General features: G+C 48.6%; 13 protein-coding genes. 4 read left to right on the top strand and 9 right to left on the bottom strand.

What is annotated here, in order from left to right; translation table 11 throughout:
* Window positions 1-100 precede the first annotated feature (100 nt).
* Window positions 101-1,324 carry an MFS transporter gene (locus BIT28_RS09535; RefSeq protein ID WP_075763336.1) on the top strand — a complete coding sequence of 408 codons (1,224 nt, stop codon included), beginning with the start codon at window positions 101-103 and terminating at the stop codon, window positions 1,322-1,324.
* 3 nt (window positions 1,325-1,327) lie between these two features.
* Here BIT28_RS09535 and BIT28_RS09540 read toward each other — a convergent pair whose 3' ends face one another.
* From BIT28_RS09540 to BIT28_RS09560, 5 genes are all read right to left on the bottom strand, one after another.
* Window positions 1,328-3,214 carry a methyl-accepting chemotaxis protein gene (locus tag BIT28_RS09540; protein ID WP_075763337.1) on the bottom strand — a complete coding sequence of 629 codons (1,887 nt, stop codon included), beginning with the start codon at window positions 3,212-3,214 and terminating at the stop codon, window positions 1,328-1,330.
* Between the two features lie 303 nt (window positions 3,215-3,517).
* Window positions 3,518-4,729 carry an anaerobic glycerol-3-phosphate dehydrogenase subunit GlpC gene (gene glpC, locus BIT28_RS09545; protein ID WP_075763338.1) on the bottom strand — a complete coding sequence of 404 codons (1,212 nt, stop codon included), beginning with the start codon at window positions 4,727-4,729 and terminating at the stop codon, window positions 3,518-3,520.
* The gene (gene glpB / locus BIT28_RS09550) at window positions 4,726-6,054 is read right to left on the bottom strand and encodes a glycerol-3-phosphate dehydrogenase subunit GlpB (RefSeq protein WP_075763339.1); all 1,329 of its coding nucleotides are present in this window, start codon (window positions 6,052-6,054) and stop codon (window positions 4,726-4,728) included. Before glpB ends, glpC begins: the two co-directional genes overlap by 4 nt.
* Window positions 6,051-7,736: an anaerobic glycerol-3-phosphate dehydrogenase subunit A gene (glpA, locus tag BIT28_RS09555; RefSeq protein ID WP_075763340.1), complete on the bottom strand. Its 1,686-nt coding sequence runs from the start codon at window positions 7,734-7,736 to the stop codon at window positions 6,051-6,053. Before glpA ends, glpB begins: the two co-directional genes overlap by 4 nt.
* 218 nt (window positions 7,737-7,954) lie before the next feature.
* Window positions 7,955-9,148 (bottom strand): GGDEF domain-containing protein, encoded by a 1,194-nt coding sequence (locus tag BIT28_RS09560; RefSeq protein ID WP_075763341.1) that lies wholly within the window; start codon window positions 9,146-9,148, stop codon window positions 7,955-7,957.
* Window positions 9,149-9,458: 310 nt separating this feature from the next.
* Here BIT28_RS09560 and BIT28_RS09565 point away from each other — a divergent pair, with 310 nt between their 5' ends.
* Together BIT28_RS09565 and BIT28_RS09570 are read left to right on the top strand one after the other, a co-directional pair.
* The gene (locus tag BIT28_RS09565; protein ID WP_075763342.1) at window positions 9,459-10,130 is read left to right on the top strand and encodes a hypothetical protein; all 672 of its coding nucleotides are present in this window, start codon (window positions 9,459-9,461) and stop codon (window positions 10,128-10,130) included.
* A gap of 138 nt (window positions 10,131-10,268) precedes the next feature.
* On the top strand, window positions 10,269-10,457 hold the full coding sequence (locus BIT28_RS09570) for a DUF4250 domain-containing protein (RefSeq protein ID WP_075763343.1): 189 nt from the start codon (window positions 10,269-10,271) through the stop codon (window positions 10,455-10,457).
* 23 nt (window positions 10,458-10,480) lie between these two features.
* Here the strand turns inward: BIT28_RS09570 and metR are convergent, their stop codons facing one another.
* On the bottom strand, window positions 10,481-11,392 hold the full coding sequence (gene metR / locus BIT28_RS09575; protein WP_075763344.1) for an HTH-type transcriptional regulator MetR: 912 nt from the start codon (window positions 11,390-11,392) through the stop codon (window positions 10,481-10,483).
* A gap of 275 nt (window positions 11,393-11,667) precedes the next feature.
* Here metR and metE point away from each other — a divergent pair, with 275 nt between their 5' ends.
* Window positions 11,668-13,965 (top strand): 5-methyltetrahydropteroyltriglutamate--homocysteine S-methyltransferase, encoded by a 2,298-nt coding sequence (gene metE, locus BIT28_RS09580; protein WP_075763345.1) that lies wholly within the window; start codon window positions 11,668-11,670, stop codon window positions 13,963-13,965.
* A gap of 125 nt (window positions 13,966-14,090) precedes the next feature.
* Here metE and BIT28_RS09585 read toward each other — a convergent pair whose 3' ends face one another.
* The 3 genes from BIT28_RS09585 to BIT28_RS09595 form a co-directional block, all read right to left on the bottom strand.
* Entirely contained in the window at window positions 14,091-14,528 is a 438-nt protein-coding gene (locus tag BIT28_RS09585; RefSeq protein ID WP_075763346.1) for an META domain-containing protein, read from the bottom strand.
* Between the two features lie 429 nt (window positions 14,529-14,957).
* Window positions 14,958-16,580 (bottom strand): mechanosensitive ion channel family protein, encoded by a 1,623-nt coding sequence (locus tag BIT28_RS09590; protein ID WP_075763347.1) that lies wholly within the window; start codon window positions 16,578-16,580, stop codon window positions 14,958-14,960.
* Window positions 16,581-16,662: 82 nt separating this feature from the next.
* Window positions 16,663-17,040, bottom strand: a complete 378-nt coding sequence (locus tag BIT28_RS09595) for a hypothetical protein (RefSeq protein ID WP_075763348.1) — start codon at window positions 17,038-17,040, stop codon at window positions 16,663-16,665.
* Between the last annotated feature and the right edge of the window lie 257 nt (window positions 17,041-17,297).

The following is a 17,297-nucleotide window of genomic DNA, read 5'->3' on the forward strand; positions in this document are numbered from 1 at the left end:
CTATAAACAAAAACTATCATCCCTATATTTTTAATATATTTTCATTATTGGGGATGAATTGCTACCGTTTTATTAGATTTCAACGGTATGGCCCTCGATAATGATTGATTTAAAAACCCCTGCTTATAAACGTGCCAGCTTTGCTCTCGCCTTGGGCTCCTTTTTGGTTTTTTGTAATCTTTATCTGTTTCAGCCAATGCTACCGTTGATGGCCAACGAGTTTTCGGCCACGGCAACAGAAGTCAATTGGTTGCTGGCGGCAGGAACATTGTCACTGGCTGTGATGCTAGTGCCCTGGGCGGTAGGTTCTGAAGTGATAGGCCGTCGTCGTGTGATGCTTATCAGTTTGTTTTTGTTGCCTGTTGTCGGCTTGTTGATGCTGGGTGCCGAGAGCTTATTGATGCTTAGCCTTGCCCGAGCCGGTATGGGGGCGGCGCTTGCTGGCTTTGCTGCAGTGGCGGTTGCCTATATGGCTGAAGAGTTTACGCCACAGGCCTTGATGGTTGCCGTCGGTGGCTATATCAGTGCCAATTCATTGGGAGGCATTGTCGGTCGTCTGGCGGGGGGATTTATCTCTGATTATTGGGGCTGGCAAACGGCGGTGATCAGTATGGCGTTATTCAGTCTTGTTATTGCCTTGCTTGTGTGGAAACTACTGCCGCCACAGCAACACTTTGTCGCCAGAAAAGGCCAGTTAAGACAGCATACCCAGAGTGTGATACAGCACTTGAGAAAGCCAGTTCTGTGGTATGCGATGCTGATAGGTGGAGTGAACTTTGCTCTCTTTGTGAACCTGTATACGGTGATGGGTTTTCGTCTGGTTGCCGAACCCTACTCGGTGCCAGTGAGTTGGGCTTCAATGATTTTCCTGTGTTATCTCACCGGTACCCTGAGTGCAAAGTTCAGTGGTAGGTGGAGCCAGTTCTATAACCCGACCACCGGGATGATTATAGGAACAACAGTGAGTGTCATTGGTATGTGGGTGGCCGCGATAGAGACCATCCCTGCAATGATGATTGGCCTGATGTTGATAAGCTCCGGCGCTTTTTTTACCCACTCGCTGGCTTATGCCTGGGTGAGCCAGAAAGCGACAACGGCCAAGGCAACAGCCACAGCATTGTACCTTGTCCATTATTATGCCGGTGGTAGCCTCGGAGGGTTTTACCTGATTGCTTGCTGGCAGTATGGGGCGTGGCAGGGCGTGTTGTTAGGCGGGATGGTGCTCTACGGTATGGTTTATCTGCTGTGTCTTCGATTGATGAACAAAGAAAAAGTGGCTGTAAAAGAAAAAGCCGCAGTAAAAGATATCCAGCCTGCGGCCTAGTATTTAATACTTAAACTGACCGACGACTTCCCCGAGCTGTCTGGCCATCTTAGAAACATCCTGGCTGGCCTGGGATGACTGGCCGACGGCTGATGCAGTACTCATCGCCAGTTCTGATATTCGGGTAATATTCTTGTCGATTTCGGCAGATACCATGGCCTGTTGCTCCGAGGCAGAGGCAATTTGCAGGTTTTTGTCCGAGATATCGGTAATAGCGGCCGCGATGCGATTGACAGAATCCGTTGCCTGGTTGGTCTGGGTAACCGTCATTTCCGTTTGTGACCGGCTTTTTTGCATAATCGCGACACTCTCTTCAACACCTGTGTGCAATCGTTCGATGGTGTGCTCAATTTCCTGGGTCGAACTATGGGTACGCTGTGCCAGCTGGCGAACTTCATCGGCAACGACAGCAAAGCCTCGGCCATGCTCGCCGGCTCGCGCTGCCTCGATGGCGGCATTGAGGGCGAGCAGGTTGGTTTGTTCGGTAATATCACGGATCACGGCAATCACTTTGTTGATGTTGTTGCTCTCCGTCTCAAGCCGTTCGATCAGTGTTTGTGATTCGGCAATATCCGAAGCCAGTGTTTGGATACTTTCTGCGGCCTGCTGGCTGGTTTGTAAGCTGCTATGAGCCTCAAGCTTCACTTTTTCAGCGGACTCGGCAGCATCATTGATATTGCTGGCGATCTCATTGCTGGTTGCCAGCAGCTGGTTGATTGCCGCAGCAACGCTGGAAGATTCAGCCTGTTGCTGCTCAGCATTTTCCAGGCTGTTATCGGAAGCCGACGTTGACTCTGAGGCGGCATGAGAGAGCTGCTGTGAGATGTCGGCGATTCCAGTGACGATGGTCTGCAGTTTGGAGGTAAATCTGTCGAAAGAGTGGCTGAGCTCTGCCAGCTCATCCTTGCCGCTATCATTCATTCTGACCGTTAAGTCACCATTGCCTTCGGCGATGTCTCTCATCATGCGGTTGACCGTGGCCAGACGCCGGGTGATCTTGCGGCTGAATGTCAGCAAAACTATGGTCATGAATAGGGTGATTGCTGCACCGCTGATAGCTAGCGTGAGTTTTTCCTGATATTGCTGATGATTGATATCGTCGATAAGTGCCAACTCTAGGCGGTCGATTTCAGCTTCGACAACATGTACTTTCTTTCTCAGTTCACCATATAAGCCTTCGGCATGGCTAAGGCCAATGGTGGTGTAGCCATCAACCAGTTCTTCGAACATCATCTGGTACATTATCAGGCTTCGCCTCAGTCCTCTCTGCTCGGCGCGACTGTACGACTTTTCCTTGATGGCTTGCTGCAGGGTGTCGATGTTGTTGTTGAAGTAACCGAGGTGGTCGGTATTCTTAGTGATGATGAAGTCTTTCTCGTTGCGCCTGAGCGTCAGTAGCATACGGTAGAGCTGCTCGTTGCCAGTAGCCAGTATCTTTTCTTCGGCGTCGTTAGCCGCATTGTTGATATTGCCTCGCAGGCCCTCTTCCATTGTCAGGCCTATCAGGACACTCTGATCGGTAATTTCATTAAACTGGGTTGAATACTGGTCGAGGACTTCCAGCACATAGTCGAAGCTGTTCTCATGCTGAGAGCTGTATTGGCTTAGAATTGTTTTTATTTGGATTATCCGATCAGAAAGGGCAATCTGGTCGGCATTAAACTGTTCTATATATTTGGCATCCAGTCGGGCCAGGAAGTCTTTTTCATGGCGGCGCAGTTTCAGTAAATCAGCTTTACTGTGTGCGGTTTCCTGAGCAGCAAACTGTAAGTCATCAATTTTCTTGAAAGAGACCATTTCGAACAGGCCGAAGGCGAGCATTGAAGCGACAAGAATAAAACTGATCAGGTATAGCTTTGCCTTGATTGTCTGAACAGACAGTATGCGCATGGTTTACCCCCTTAATGATAGTTAGCACCGTTTCTACACGATGAGCTTCATAGGGCCGCTATCGGCTGTAGCCATTTGGGGCTACCAGCGCTAGCTACTGCATACTTCAGCTAAAGGATGAGATTCCTGATGCTTCCCTGCGTGTCATTTCGCATTGTTTTAAGATCTGGTTGCCAGAGAAATATTCCGTCCAGAATATCAGGCACTATTGCCAGCTTTTCTTCTAGCACAAGAATAACTATAGGATCTCTATCAAGAATTTTGTAATAAAAAGAGGTGAGGGCCGGTTAGGCCCTCTTAGGATCAGGCTAGAGCCATCGCCAAGACTGAGACGGGATGGATGGTTTCAAGGTCGGTATTTTCTTCGATTTGCCATTTACAGGTTTCACAGTCTGTAATGGCGAAATCAGCATTCTCCTGACGAATTTGCTTGAACAGCTTGCTACCGATCGCCATTGAAGTGTCATAGTTCTCGGTTTTGAAGCCGTAAGTTCCAGCCAGGCCGCAACACTGGCTGTCCAGCACCACCAATTCCAGGCCTGGGATCATCTTGAGTAGCTCAATGGTATACAGGCTACCCCCGGTGCGTTCGAGGTGACACGGCGTGTGATACACCACTTTCTTATTGACCGGCTTCATTTTCGGCATATTGCCATTCATAAAGCTTCTGAGCAGAAAACGGGTGACGAACTCGATTCTGTCGGCCACCTGGCTGTTATCAACCTTGAGTACTTCCGGGTATTCTTCGCGCAGGGTGAAAGAACAGGTCGAAGATGTCGAGATGATAGGCGCATCATACTTTTCGATGGCATCGGTAAAGTTCTTGACGTTCAGTTTGGCGTTTTTCTTGGCTTTATCAAAGAAGCCGTTGGCGATGAGCGGAACGCCGCAGCATTTTTCTTTGTCGAGCAGCTGGACCCCGATGCTCATGGCGTTCATGACTTTGACGAAGTCTTTACCAAGCTGAGGGTGGTTATAGTTTACGTAGCAGCCATGGAAGTAATGTACCTGCTTGGGATACAGAGCCTGGCTGGTGCAGTTTTGCTTGTACCAGCGACGGAATGTGCCGTGGGAGTACTTCGGCAGGCTTTTGTGATCGTGCACGCCGATGGTTTTATGCATGATCTTTTTCACCGGCTTCATGCCGGTGATGGCATTAACAACCGGTGCAAACGGGGTTGCTGCTGTTCCCATCAGATCGGTATGGCTGAGTACAAAGTCACGGATAGTCTTGATGTTGAGCGGCATTTTGGCATGCTCGTCTCGGGCGACGGCAATCATGTCGCCAATCTTGACGCCGGACGGACAGGCCGTTTCACAGCGCTTGCAGTTGGTACACAGCTTCAGGGTTTCATCATAAAACTCAGGACTCTTGATTCGCAGACGCTCGCCATCCGGGCCACATTGCTTCGGTCCCGGATACTGCGGGTTGGCCTTTGCGACAGGGCAGTAGACGGTACATACAGTGCACTTGATACATTGATCAAAGCTGGTGTCTTTTTTTGGAAGGCTCATGCGATAGTCCTTTCTTGTTGTGCGTGTTCTGTTGTTTGGTGCTGCGCTTTAATCATTTTCTCGGCAACATGATAGCCGGTGCTGATGGCGACACCGCTGCCGCAGCCTTCGAAGACCGGATCATAATGGGCAAGCAGGGCGCCTGCGCAGTACAGATTGCTGATGCTCTGGTTGTTGATAGATGGCTGTAGCTGAGAATTGCAGGTGACACCCATCTTGAGGAACGGATGACTCTGCTTGGCAAAGAACTCGGGTTGATACCAGTGATCGCGATGTGGCAGATCAGTCATATCCAGACCGAAGATAGGTTCTTCGATAGCATGTCTTTGTGCACTCATACCACGACTGAAGAAGCTACCGCTGGCAATGAGGTAATTGTCCGCAACGAGCGGCATGTCATGATGGTGCTTGGTATAAATACGTTTTAGCTCGCCGTCTTCGAATTCACCGCGCTTTACTTCGTCACCGGCAAGGATCAAGCCGCCTAGCGCTTTGAAGTGAGACTTCATGGCTTCTTCCAGACGAATACCCAGCAGAGAAGGTGGCATGGTTGGGATCTCACAGATCTTAAAGCCAGTCAGCCCTTCAAGCAGCTTAATAGTCGCCGCCCCGTCGCCATTGCCAAAAATGGACGGCAGAATTACAAGATCGGCTTTGCCGACGTGTTGGATTAATGACTTGGCAAAAGCACAAAGCTTGGTTTCGTCACGTAGCACCCGGGAGAGATCGATGGAGCGAAATTCACACGGGTTACGTTGCATCGTCTCGAAGTCAGGTAGATCGACGGCAGCCGTCGTGATGGTGACATCTTTAAACTGCGGTAGCTTCGCCAGATTGTCGGCCGAAAGTTTAGGCTGGAAATCACGGAAACCATCAATGGTAACAAGAGCAACACTGTTCAGCCCCTTCGCGACATCTTTTAGGGGGAATTGATGGACGGTTTGCTGAGATAACCAAGTAGAGCGGAAAGTGCCCATAGGTGTGACGCGCAAATGGTTGGCTTCATCTTCCTGAGCTGTCAGGTAGACGCCGCATTTTTCCATCATCGCCTGGTACCAGTCCAGAGCGTCACGTGTCGCTTTTTCGCCCAGCTTGCTGTAGGGGTGCTCCGGGCTTTGGCTTTTCAGTTCGTCAAAGGCGCTGAATGGGTTGGCGACTGGCTGACCGTCTGGCAGGCGGCTCAGTACGTCAATAGAGCCTGACGAAAAGTGAAGGGCACTTTGGCCAGCAGCAATAACGGCTGTTTTTAACCCGGCCTCGGCACAGCGGATCGCACAACTTAGGCCAGCAACACCGCCACCAATAATTACGCTATCAAATTTCATTGCTCGACCTCGTCTGCTGCTTCGCTTGTTGGTTTTGTTGTGGTGTCTGTTGGTATATCTGTTTCCGCTTGTTGTTCAGGGAGGTCACTGACACCAAATAAGCCTTCGTAGATCCAGTAGGTAAACTCGCCTTCGCGCATTGCATCACCCCAGAATACCGGCTTGATGCCTTTCCAGCGTTCTTCAAGGAACTCGCCCAGTAGGTGGCTCGCTTCGGTCCCTGATGTTTTGCCGTATTCCGAGAATAAGCCAGCGGCACGGTAAGAGCAGAGCTCTCCTTGGCATGGTCCCATACCAACGCGGGTACGGCGACGTAAATCAACCAGGTTATGGACATCGAGCTCTTTGATGGCGTACTCCACTTCACCACAAGTAACCATCTCGCATTCGCAGATCACCGCCTGGCTCTTCTTGTCGCCCTTGAGGAACTTCTCGGCCCGCTCACCATGACGGTAGTAGGCGGACTGATAGACAGGTTTGGCAAGGCTGGCCGTTTTCTTGGTTTTCTCGGTTGCTTGTTCCGAGCCGGGTAGTGGTTTTTCATGGGTAATACATGGCTGTGAGTTGCCCAGTTTCTTGGCAACCAGATCGGTCGTCCATTCAGCCATCATGCGGTAGGTCATCAGTTTGCCGCCAGTGATGGTAACGAAACCGTCCATGCCATCTCGTTCTGCATGATCGAGCAATACAATGCCGCGGCTGATATTACGGCCGCTGGTATCACCATCGACGGCAACTAGAGGGCGGACACCGGCATAGGCTCGAAGAACGCGGGTGTTGGCCATGATAGGTGCAAGCTTAGCCCCTTCTTCAAGCAACACATCGATCTCTTTGCTGGTGACATGCAAGTCGTCGATCTTGTCGTAATCAATGCGCTCTGAGGTGGTTCCGATCAGAGAAATCGTATCACCGGGTACCAGAATGTCGGCGTCCGACGGTTTGCGGCAGCGGTTGATGACAAGGTTGTTGATCCGGTAGTCGAGGATAAGCAGGGATCCTTTGGCAGGGAACATCTTGATATTGAGATCCCCATACTCACAGATCTGTTGACCCCAGATCCCCGCAGCATTGACAACCTGTTTGGCATAAATCTCAAAATGTTCGCCTGTTTTCGAGTTCAGGCAGTTAACGCCTTTGACAGTATGGCCGTCTCGGATCAGGCCTGTCACAATTGTGTGATTGAACAGGCGGGCACCATGCTCGACAGCATCAAGTACGTTGGAAGCGGCAAGGCGAAACGGATCAAGCGTACCGTCAGGTACCTTGACGGCACCAATCAAATCTGGGTTACAGTTAGGCTCTAGTCGTAGTGCCTCTTGCGGTGTTAGCTGTTCGACATCAATGTCTGCTTTCTGGCAGGACGACAGAAAAGTTTTCTGAAAATCGAGATCATCGTCCGGCAGTGAAATAAACAGCCCCTGCGTATCTTCCACACAGTGGCGGGCAATTTTTTTGAGGATTCGGTTTTCTTGAATACACTCTTCGGCAGATTCCTGATCCGTGACGGCATAACGAGCGCCCGAGTGTAGTAGGCCGTGGTTACGTCCGGTCGTACCTGAAGCAAGGTCATCCCTTTCAACCAGAATACATGCCATTCCTCGTAACGCACAATCACGCATGATGCCTGTGCCGGTTGCGCCACCGCCGATAATAACAACGTCTGTTTCAAACCAACTAGTCATGTTCGTTTTCGCTTATTGTTTTGGTCAGTTACTTAGGAACTGTTTGATTCCCTATCTCATAGGAATAAATATGCCACTTTTGCTGTGGGTATTATTTGATCTAATACACATAAATGAGCGAACGAGCATTCGTTCGCGCTATAGAAGGATTGTTTGCATGAAAAGCAACCAAAAAAAGAGCCTGTCGGCTCTTTTTCGAAGGAAGGTGTGCGTGAAAATTAGGCAATTGCCTTACGGCGCTCATTTCCTTGATATCGAAAACCAACCGGATGAAAGCGGCTACAGTCACGGCCGGAGTCTTTGCACTCATAAAGAGCACGATCTGCTCGTTCGATCATAGAAGAGAGCGTATCGCCACTGGAATAGGTAGAAATACCTATACAAGTGGTGATTTTAAGTTTGGTTTCGCCATAGCCGATTGGCAGGTCTAGCTGGCGGATGTAGCGAAGCATGCGTTCTGCGATTTTTTCGGCCATGTCTGAATTACAGCGAGGAAGGAAGAGGATGAATTCTTCCCCGCCATAGCGGCCAAATAGATCGGTTTTGCGGATCTTGCTTTGCATGAAGTTAGCAAATCCCCGTAAGACTTTATCGCCCGCACCATGTCCCCAGGTGTCGTTAATTCGCTTAAATTTGTCGATATCGAAAATCAATACCGAAAATGGCTGCCCTTTAATCTCGCAGTGGGAAATTGACTTGTTTGCCAGTTGCAGGAGCATACGACGGTTATAAATGCCGGTTAATGGATCCAAAGTGGCTTGGCGATATAGGCGCATCAGCATATATAGCTTTGACAGCTGTGACCAGATCACCATCATCGCCAGGACATTTTGCAGCCAATAGTCAGCAAGGTTTTCGGGGGTAAGTAGTCTATCAGCCTGAAACTCAACAAAAAGCTGAGTAACAGCAGTAATAAAAAGCAGCCCGAGGCTTTCTTTTATGGTGACTGGAAGAATGGTCAATATGGCGACATGCAGGATAGGAAGTAGGGTATAACCATATTCAATGCCGCTGTTGCCATTGGGAAAGTCGAGTACCTGCATTGAATACAGGTAGAACAAGTTCAGCCCAGCTACCATCAAAGTCATACACCATTGGGCTTTTTTCAACGACGTTTGCCGGTTGTTATATTTTGCTATGGTAAATAAATATGCAGCAAGGGCTACGCGGGAAATGGCAATTTCTATCCCTTGCGAGTCGGACAGGAAGATGAGATCGAAAGGAACCCAGAGAATTATTAAGATTCCCCAGACGATGGCGAGCATCGATATACGGTCACGAAGATAGCCGCTTCGAGTATTCTGAAAGCTGGCACTATGCGCTTTTGCACTCCATAAATCAGGGATATACAGTTTAAGTGTTTTAAACAGCTGCTCTTGATTATCCTGCATTCCTTTACTCGGGTTAGTCATTTTAGCCCTGTCTGATATGTGTCTGATTACCTATTTGGGATTTAATTGCATAAAAAATGACCCAGCGCAAAGTCAACACAAACTGTCCGTGATTAGTGGGTAATTATTCTACATGTTGAGTAAACAAACCGTGACCTTGATCCAGTATATTGATTGGTATTTCTAATGTGACTAGATGAATTTATTAATAGGTTAACTGTTCTTGGTTGAATAGTTCACCCATGAGTTCTTTTACCGTGGTACTTCATTGTGCAATCAAACGGTGAACTTGATATGATCCTTGCCTATTTTTATTGATACAAGTTAAAGCATGACTACAGGTTATTTGACGTTTCTGATCCCCGCACTGCTGGGGGCACAATTGATTTTGACGTTGGTGTTAACCAAGGGGGAAATCTGTCCGGGTCAACGAGGCAGGGTACATAAAACGTTGCCTGTAATTTTGGTGGGGTGGCTTGTTGCGGTCATTAGCCACCCGGTTGCTCTATTACCTTTGTTAGTGCTGGGCCTTTTTACCTTTAAGGTCAAGACGGGAAAAACCCGTGACGCGGGGCCGCTTAAGGTTCTTTACGCGGCCGACATACTGGCAGCACTGAGCTGGTTATTGCTTCTGCCGACAATGAGCCTGCCTCAAATTGGCCTGAGCCTGATGGCAGTGGCATTGTTTGGCAGCTCGTTAGCCCATCTGTTGCTGACTCTGGCAAGAACTCGCCTGCAGGCTTTTCACCGTATTTTACCTTTCACCGGATTTGTCAGCGCGATCATTAGCGTTTTGATGATGCTATGGCTATTGACTGGTATTGAGGAGTCAGCGCTACAGGTTATGACTGCTGATGTTGTAGGGGCATTGGTCTTATTAGTGTTGGCACTATTGGTTTGGGGGGGGCATATTCTACTGACCAAGACGGTTAATCGCTGGCAGTTGTTTGTCGCCTCGTCTCTGCTGGTGGCATCTGGCAGCATGCAACTGGTGTTGTTTTAAGCTACATCACAATATTGCTCATTTTTTGTATAAGCCCTTCCGTTTGGAAGGGCTTTTGTTAGCAGGCTAACGGAGAATGACTATGCTTATGTTTAGGTACAGGCACTGTTACCGTTGCTGTTGAGCTAAGGGGTGAGTATGGAAATTAGCAATCTACTGAATATGGATGGCAATATCGTTCTTGGCATTGTAAATGAACGGCTACGGCTTGAATGCTCGACTATCGAGGAGCTGGTAAGTCGTTATGAGCTGGATAACGATGAATTGAATGAGAAGATGGAAGCGCTGGGTTATCACTACGATCCCATCTCAAACCAGTTTAAATAAATGTCGGTAAACTACTTAACGCTTTAGGCGCTTTTAATTCCCTCAAGATGGGTTTGGCATTGCTGCTTGGCGGTTGCAAAAAACGCCTGCAGGTAATGCCTTTCCCGCTCAGACGCACGAATGGCTGCAAATAGCCGTCGCCATAGTCCTTCCCCTAGCGGTTTGCTTACGACCAGCCCCTGACGGGCAAAATCATAAATGGCCCAGTTAGGCAGTGCAGCAACCCCCAACCCAGCAGATACCATCTGTACCAGCATCAAGGTATTGTCAGCTTGTTTCCAGTTCTGCGGCTCGATATCTGCCGGTTGCAAGAAATGCTTCACCACATCCAGGCGCCCTTTTTGAACTGGGTAGCTGAGCATAGTCTGATCGGCGAGATCTTGTGGTGAGATATAGTCTTTGCTGGCCAGTGGTGACTGCGGGGAAACCACCAGACGCATTTCAAAATCAAACAGTGGTTCGAAGTGGACTTCACTGCGGGCCTGAATGTCTGAGGTGATCACCAAGTCGAGTTCGCCTGCGCTTAACGCTGGTAGAGGCTCGAACCCGAAACCTGACGAGAAATCCAATGTCACACTAGGCCAGTGGATTTGGTATTCCTTCAACGCTGGCATCAACCATTGAAAGCAGGAGTGGCATTCAATGGCCATGTGCAAGCGGCCGTTGGCGTCTTCCTTCAGGCTGGCAAGCTCATGTTCGGCTTTGGCGATACGGGGGATCAGGTCGTCAGCGAGTTTGAGCAAGATCTCCCCTTCGGCAGTGAACTTTACCGGCCGGGTTTTTCTCAGAAATAGCTGACCACCGAGCCGCTGCTCGAGATCTTTTAGTTGGTGAGAGAGAGCGGACTGGGTCAGGCAGAGGGTGTTGGCTGTTGCAGTCAGCGAGCCAGTATCCCTTAGGACTGATAATGTTCTTAAGTGTTTAATTTCGATCATAGCTTCCTTTACCGTCCTTGTCGCAGATGACTCATCGCTCTCGTTATCCTTTGAAATTCAGCGAGTTTCCTGTCGCCGTCCGATGAGCTGATAAGAGCAATGTACCTGTAAAAAAGAGATGTGTAAACATCTAGACGTCCAAATGGATTTGTTGTATGAGCCTTGGTGATTATTAATATTTTTCATAATCACTGTGAATTATAAGAAATTGTTCATGTGTCGGGGTTAAGTCATTGTTTAGTCATCGACAGTTACCAGCACAGAGAGACTGCAACATGACAACCCAAAATAAAACAACCACCCACATTCTTGGCTACCCACGGGTAGGGAGCCAACGTGAACTCAAGTTTGCCCAGGAAAAATACTGGCGAGGTGAAATCGACCAGAAAGAGCTTAAAGAGGTAGGTAGCCTGCTGCGTCATCGTCACTGGGGTGATCAGGTTGGTGCCGGTATCGATTATGTCTCGGTTGGGGATTTTGCCTGGTATGACCATGTACTGAGTACCAGTATGCTGCTGGGCCATATTCCTAAGCGACACAATAATGGCTTCCCCGATCTCGATACTCTGTTCCGGGTTGCTCGCGGTAAAGCGCCGACAGGCTGTGCCTGTGCAGCGTCAGACATGACGAAGTGGTTTAACACCAACTATCACTACATCGTGCCGGAGTTCAGTGCCGACGATCAGTTTAATGTCAGCTGGCAGCAGCTATTCGAAGAAGTGGCGGAGGCCAAGAAGGCCGGCCATGACGTCAAGCCTGTGTTGCTTGGTCCTGTATCTTATCTATGGCTGGGTAAAGAAAAGGAGTCAGGATTCGACCGTCTGTCACTACTGCCTCGTCTGCTGACAGCTTATCAGAAAATCCTCGGTAAGCTGGCAGGGCTTGGCGTAGAGTGGGTCCAGATTGACGAGCCGGTGCTAGCACTAGAGTTGCCGAAAGAGTGGGCTGACTCATTTAAACTGGCCTATCAGGTGTTAAACGGCAGTACTAAGCTGTTGCTGACCACATATTTTGACAATATTACTCACCACCTGGATAAAATTGTCGAGCTTAATGTCGACGGTTTGCACATTGATTTGTCTGCGTCACCGGAGCAGCTAAGTGAAGTTGTGGCGGCGCTGCCACAGGATTGGGTACTGTCAGCGGGGGTAATTAACGGACGTAATGTATGGCGAGCTGATTTGGCGCAGTTGCTGTCTGTCTTGCAGCCGGTTAAAGAACAGCTAGGTTCTCGACTGTGGCTAGCAAGCTCTTGTTCTCTACTGCATAGCCCGATTGACCTTGACCTGGAAACGGAACTTAACCCCGAGGTTCGTCAGTGGCTGTCATTTGCCAAACAGAAGTGTCGCGAGGTGACATTGCTGGCTCAGGCACTTGATGGTAGCGAACTGGCCCAACAGGAATGTCTCCAATACAGTGCGCCAATTAAGGCTCGGGTAACCAGTGAGCTGGTAAACAATGCAGAAGTGCGTCAGCGTACTGCGGCAATTACGCCGGCACTGGCTGAGAGAAAGGCGCCTTATGCAGAGAGGGCCAGGCAACAACGAACGGCACTTAACTTACCATTATTACCAACCACAACGATTGGCTCGTTCCCACAGACGAATGAGGTCCGTACCCAGCGACGTGACTTTAAAGCCGGGCGGCTAACGGAAGCCGAATACAATACTGCGCTGAAAGGGCATATTGCCGATGCCATCGAGCGCCAACAAAAGCTTGATCTTGATGTGCTGGTGCACGGTGAAGCCGAGCGTAATGACATGGTGGAGTATTTTGCCGAGCTGCTGGAAGGTTTCGCTGTTACGCGCTTTGGTTGGGTACAAAGCTACGGTTCCCGCTGTGTTAAACCGGCAGTTATTGTGTCTGATATCTACCGTACCAAGCCGATGACCGTAGGCTGGACGTGTTATGCCCAGTCGCTGACAAACAAGTTGGTGAAAGGCATGTTAACCGGGCCGGTGACTATTCTGGGCTGGACCTTCCCGCGCGAAGATCTGACGCGCGAAGAGGTGGCGAATCAGATAGCGTTGGCACTGCGTGACGAAGTCGCTGATTTGCAGGCTGCAGGCATTAAGGTGATTCAGATTGATGAGCCGGCGATTCGAGAGGGATTGCCGCTGAAAGCCTCGCAATGGCAGGCATATCTGGATTGGGCGGTGAATGCGTTCAAGATATCTGCCGCCAGTGCCGAACCACAAACGCAGATCCATACCCATATGTGCTATAGCGAATTCAACGATATTATCGAGTCTGTGGCTGCGTTGGATGCGGATGTGATCACGATTGAAACCTCTCGTTCTGATATGGAACTACTGAAGGCTTTTGAGGAGTTTGACTACCCGAATGAGATTGGCCCAGGCGTGTATGATATCCATTCACCGAATATCCCTGAGGTAGAGCACATTACCCAGCTGGTTGAAAAAGCTGAAATGCTCATTCCTGCAGAAAGACTGTGGATTAATCCGGACTGTGGTCTAAAAACCCGAAATTGGGAAGAAACAGAGGCTGCGCTACGTAACTTGGTGACAGCGGCTAAATCACTGCGTGAACAGTGGCAGGCGAAAGCGGTATAAACAAACGTTGTTCATAGAACAGGAGTTTGTAGGCGATAGCTAAATAAAAAGAGCGCTTTTGCGCTCTTTTTTGCTGCTAACTAATGCAGCTTTAATGAGGACTGCCTTTGATGACAGATCAGGGGTTATTGTGTTTCTGTACGCTTGAATGTCAGCGTGTGGTCGGCATTAGTCAATGTCAGTTCATTGCCGGTAATGCTGGCATCACTCCACTCCGTCAGGGTGCTGCTCATGATGCGTTCCATTTTCATTGCGGGTTCCGGGCAGGCCATCATGGTCATTCCCATTTTTTCGACACGCAGCTTCCCGTCCTTCAGCTCTGCCTGGCCGAAGTAGCGATTACAGCCCGAGTGGCCGTTGGCCGCCAGATCAGTGCCCAGCTCAAGGTTTGGTGCTTTAAATGGCTCCGGTAAATCGATCGCTTTGTTATCGACCTTGGTTAATACCCAGTTATGGGTGGCCAAATCCGATTCGGCGATAACATGTGTGTTGCTGCTATTGTTGGCCGCACAGGCCGCAAGAATAGCGGGTAAGGCTAAAATGGCTAGAAAACGCTTTCTCATAATATGGTTCCCGGAGTTTAATTTTTATACTGCGTGCATTCGAACATAAGCTTCCTGAATATTAGTTTAATCGCTTACATTATCAATTGTACGACGTTTCTTATTGATATGACTCGACTATAAACCAAGAGTTCAATTTCGTGAACACATCGCAACATGTATCGGCTAGAAAGAACACTGGAATTGTGAGTACCCATAGATTTATAACTATACCCAAACTACCTCAAGATGCTCGTTTCAGCGAGAATTACTTGGCTTATAGGCTAGGCACCGATTTGAAGATCTAGTGGTTCTAAATTAATAATCGATAATACTTTGCCAAATGTAACCCTGTTTTCTGTTAGGCGGATGTCATTTTTACCCTTTGAAATAGGAGGATAACTCTCCATTTTGCAATAATCATCCAGATGGTGAATAAGTGGTGGGTGTTTATTCGTCCTGCTTTTTATTGACTATATGTAGATGTACATCTTGCTGCGGGAAAGGGATGGACAAACCTTCTTTGTCAAAGCGTATTTTTACCTCTCGGGTAATGTCCCAATACACGTCCCAGTAGTCTTCTGTTTTCACCCAGGGGCGAACAATAAAGTCGATCGATGAAGTGTTGAGAGTGTGAAGCTTGATTGTTTTTTCAGGAGTCTTAAGAACTGCAGGGTGGGCATCAACGATATCGTTTAGTACATGTTCTGCGTGTTCGACACTGTCACTATAACCAATTCCAAATACCATATCGACACGCCGTACGCGCTCGTGGGTGACATTTTTAATCGTATCTCCCCAAATTTTGCTGTTGGGGACAATCATTATCTGGTTGTCAAAGGTCTTGATAGTGGTACTGACCAGGCTCATGTGGCTGACTTTGCCTGAGACGCCGCCAGCCTCGACAAAATCTCCGACATCAAAAGGGCGGTAGATTAACAACATCATGCCCGAGGCGAAGTTAGACAGGGTATCCTGAAGGGCAAAGCCAACGATAACGCCGGCAACACCGAAACCAGTCAGTATGGGGGTGAGGTTGAGGCCAATTTGCGACAGGGCGATTAACAGGCCGATGATGAAGACACCCTTGCCGCTCATCGAGATAAAGAAGTCCTGCATTAACTGGGACATACGCAAGTTAGGTGAGGATACTGCCCGGGTGACCATTCGTCGTGTCAGATTTTTTAAGATCCTGAAAATAAAAATAATAAAGGCAAAAATAACAAGCTTGAACAACACCTGAGGAGTATTGTCGACTAGCCACTGGCCGATATTTTTTACCCAACTGGAAAAAAGGGAAAAGAGAACTTTGGGTTTTAGCAAGTCGTCAGTCAGGTTTCCTGTTACCTCGAAGATCTGCTGGGTGTACCGGGTGGTATCTATCTCCATTGAATTGGCCAGGTCGACGAGAAACTTCAGGTTGTCGATATCGCTGGCGACATTGCGCTGAGTTAAAAGGTGTTCTAGCTGAACAGAGGGTTTTTCGCCTTCAGAGGCCGTTTTCAATTGCTTGAACAGCAATGACTCCTGTTGGCTGTTAAAAGCCAGTGAGGCCGACATAAATTCCAGTCGGTGACTGATATCTTCAACGAGGGCGCCGGCGCTTTTGGGATCAGGTGCCCCAAGGAGCTCTAGCCATTTATAGTTTACCCACTGTTCACCCAGCAACCGTGTATAGAAGCGGCGGGCATCATCAAGGCCTTTTTGTACGGATAACTTTTCTTCCTGAGTCGCTTCGTCGAGCTTCGCTTCCTCTGCTGTTATTTTTTCTGCCAGAAAGTCTGATGCCTGGGCGATAAAAGTGACTTGTTGGTTGACATGTTTGAGCAGCATAGGGACGGTTGCATCAGTACGGCTGTCAATCAGGCCTTTGATCACACCACGCAGTTCATCATTTTTGTTGAGGAGCTGCATTTCGACCACATTTCTGGCCGATCCGGTTTTAGTCAGGGACTCTTGATAGAGTGCACTAATTTCTTTATCGAGCAATGCCAGCTGTTCTGCTTGTTCATCGTGTTGCTCTGCCATAACGACAGAAGTGATGAGCAGCAGAATGACCATCAGTATGCGCATGTTACGGCTCACTCTTGCTAACTGATTGATAAAATAGTAAATCACACCAGCTGCCGAAATTGCCGAAATGTGGCATTCAGTATCAGATTATGTCTTGCTGGCATAAAAACTGGTGCTGGGGGAACTGCCAACACCAGTCCGGCTTGTAATTTTCCTGATTAAGGATAACCGTCATGGGCTGCTGACGAAGGCTCAATATGTAGATTAGGGCATTATAATGCTGGCGATCGCAGATGAGTGTATCGCAACCTGAAGCCGCGATGGTGTCGGCCATGAGCTGCCGATTTACATCACTGGCTTTGTAAAAGGACATAAGCTCATGGAGCTGACAGCAGCCGACCAGGTGCCTGGCAAGGGATAAGGATGATTGCAGGATACCGACTAGCCTTGGCTGGTTTTTCTGATTGGTGAGTAGGCGAACCCATGATGTAGCATGAGTGAATTCGTTGCCTTTTTGCATAACTCCACCTTAATTTCCCTGCGAAATTATTAGTCGCTATAACACGTTAAAAGTAGTCAATATTGACCACTTTGAAAACAGTGTTTTTATAATAGAATGCGTTTTAGGAATATTGTCAGCGGTAGGTCAAATAATTGGATGAAAAAAGCCCACAACACTTACATTAATCAGTAAGGGTTATGGGCAACGTTCAACATAGCGAGTATCAATAGTGTGTGTTAAGAGAACACACAAGTTAGTACTCTTTATTGCGTACT

The organism is Photobacterium proteolyticum (assembly GCF_001939735.1).
GTDB classification, from domain to species: Bacteria; Pseudomonadota; Gammaproteobacteria; order Enterobacterales; family Vibrionaceae; genus Photobacterium; species Photobacterium proteolyticum.

Bases quoted from the DNA above. Each gene is read 5' to 3' on its own strand.
- BIT28_RS09535 (WP_075763336.1), top strand. From the start codon at position 101: ATGATTGATTTAAAAACCCCTGCTTATAAACGTGCCAGCTTTGCTCTC.
- BIT28_RS09540 (WP_075763337.1), bottom strand. From the start codon at position 3,214: ATGCGCATACTGTCTGTTCAGACAATCAAGGCAAAGCTATACCTGATC.
- glpC (WP_075763338.1), bottom strand. From the start codon at position 4,729: ATGAGCCTTCCAAAAAAAGACACCAGCTTTGATCAATGTATCAAGTGC.
- glpB (WP_075763339.1), bottom strand. From the start codon at position 6,054: ATGAAATTTGATAGCGTAATTATTGGTGGCGGTGTTGCTGGCCTAAGT.
- glpA (WP_075763340.1), bottom strand. From the start codon at position 7,736: ATGACTAGTTGGTTTGAAACAGACGTTGTTATTATCGGCGGTGGCGCA.
- BIT28_RS09560 (WP_075763341.1), bottom strand. From the start codon at position 9,148: ATGACTAACCCGAGTAAAGGAATGCAGGATAATCAAGAGCAGCTGTTT.
- BIT28_RS09565 (WP_075763342.1), top strand. From the start codon at position 9,459: ATGACTACAGGTTATTTGACGTTTCTGATCCCCGCACTGCTGGGGGCA.
- BIT28_RS09570 (WP_075763343.1), top strand. From the start codon at position 10,269: ATGGAAATTAGCAATCTACTGAATATGGATGGCAATATCGTTCTTGGC.
- metR (WP_075763344.1), bottom strand. From the start codon at position 11,392: ATGATCGAAATTAAACACTTAAGAACATTATCAGTCCTAAGGGATACT.
- metE (WP_075763345.1), top strand. From the start codon at position 11,668: ATGACAACCCAAAATAAAACAACCACCCACATTCTTGGCTACCCACGG.
- BIT28_RS09585 (WP_075763346.1), bottom strand. From the start codon at position 14,528: ATGAGAAAGCGTTTTCTAGCCATTTTAGCCTTACCCGCTATTCTTGCG.
- BIT28_RS09590 (WP_075763347.1), bottom strand. From the start codon at position 16,580: ATGCGCATACTGATGGTCATTCTGCTGCTCATCACTTCTGTCGTTATG.
- BIT28_RS09595 (WP_075763348.1), bottom strand. From the start codon at position 17,040: ATGCAAAAAGGCAACGAATTCACTCATGCTACATCATGGGTTCGCCTA.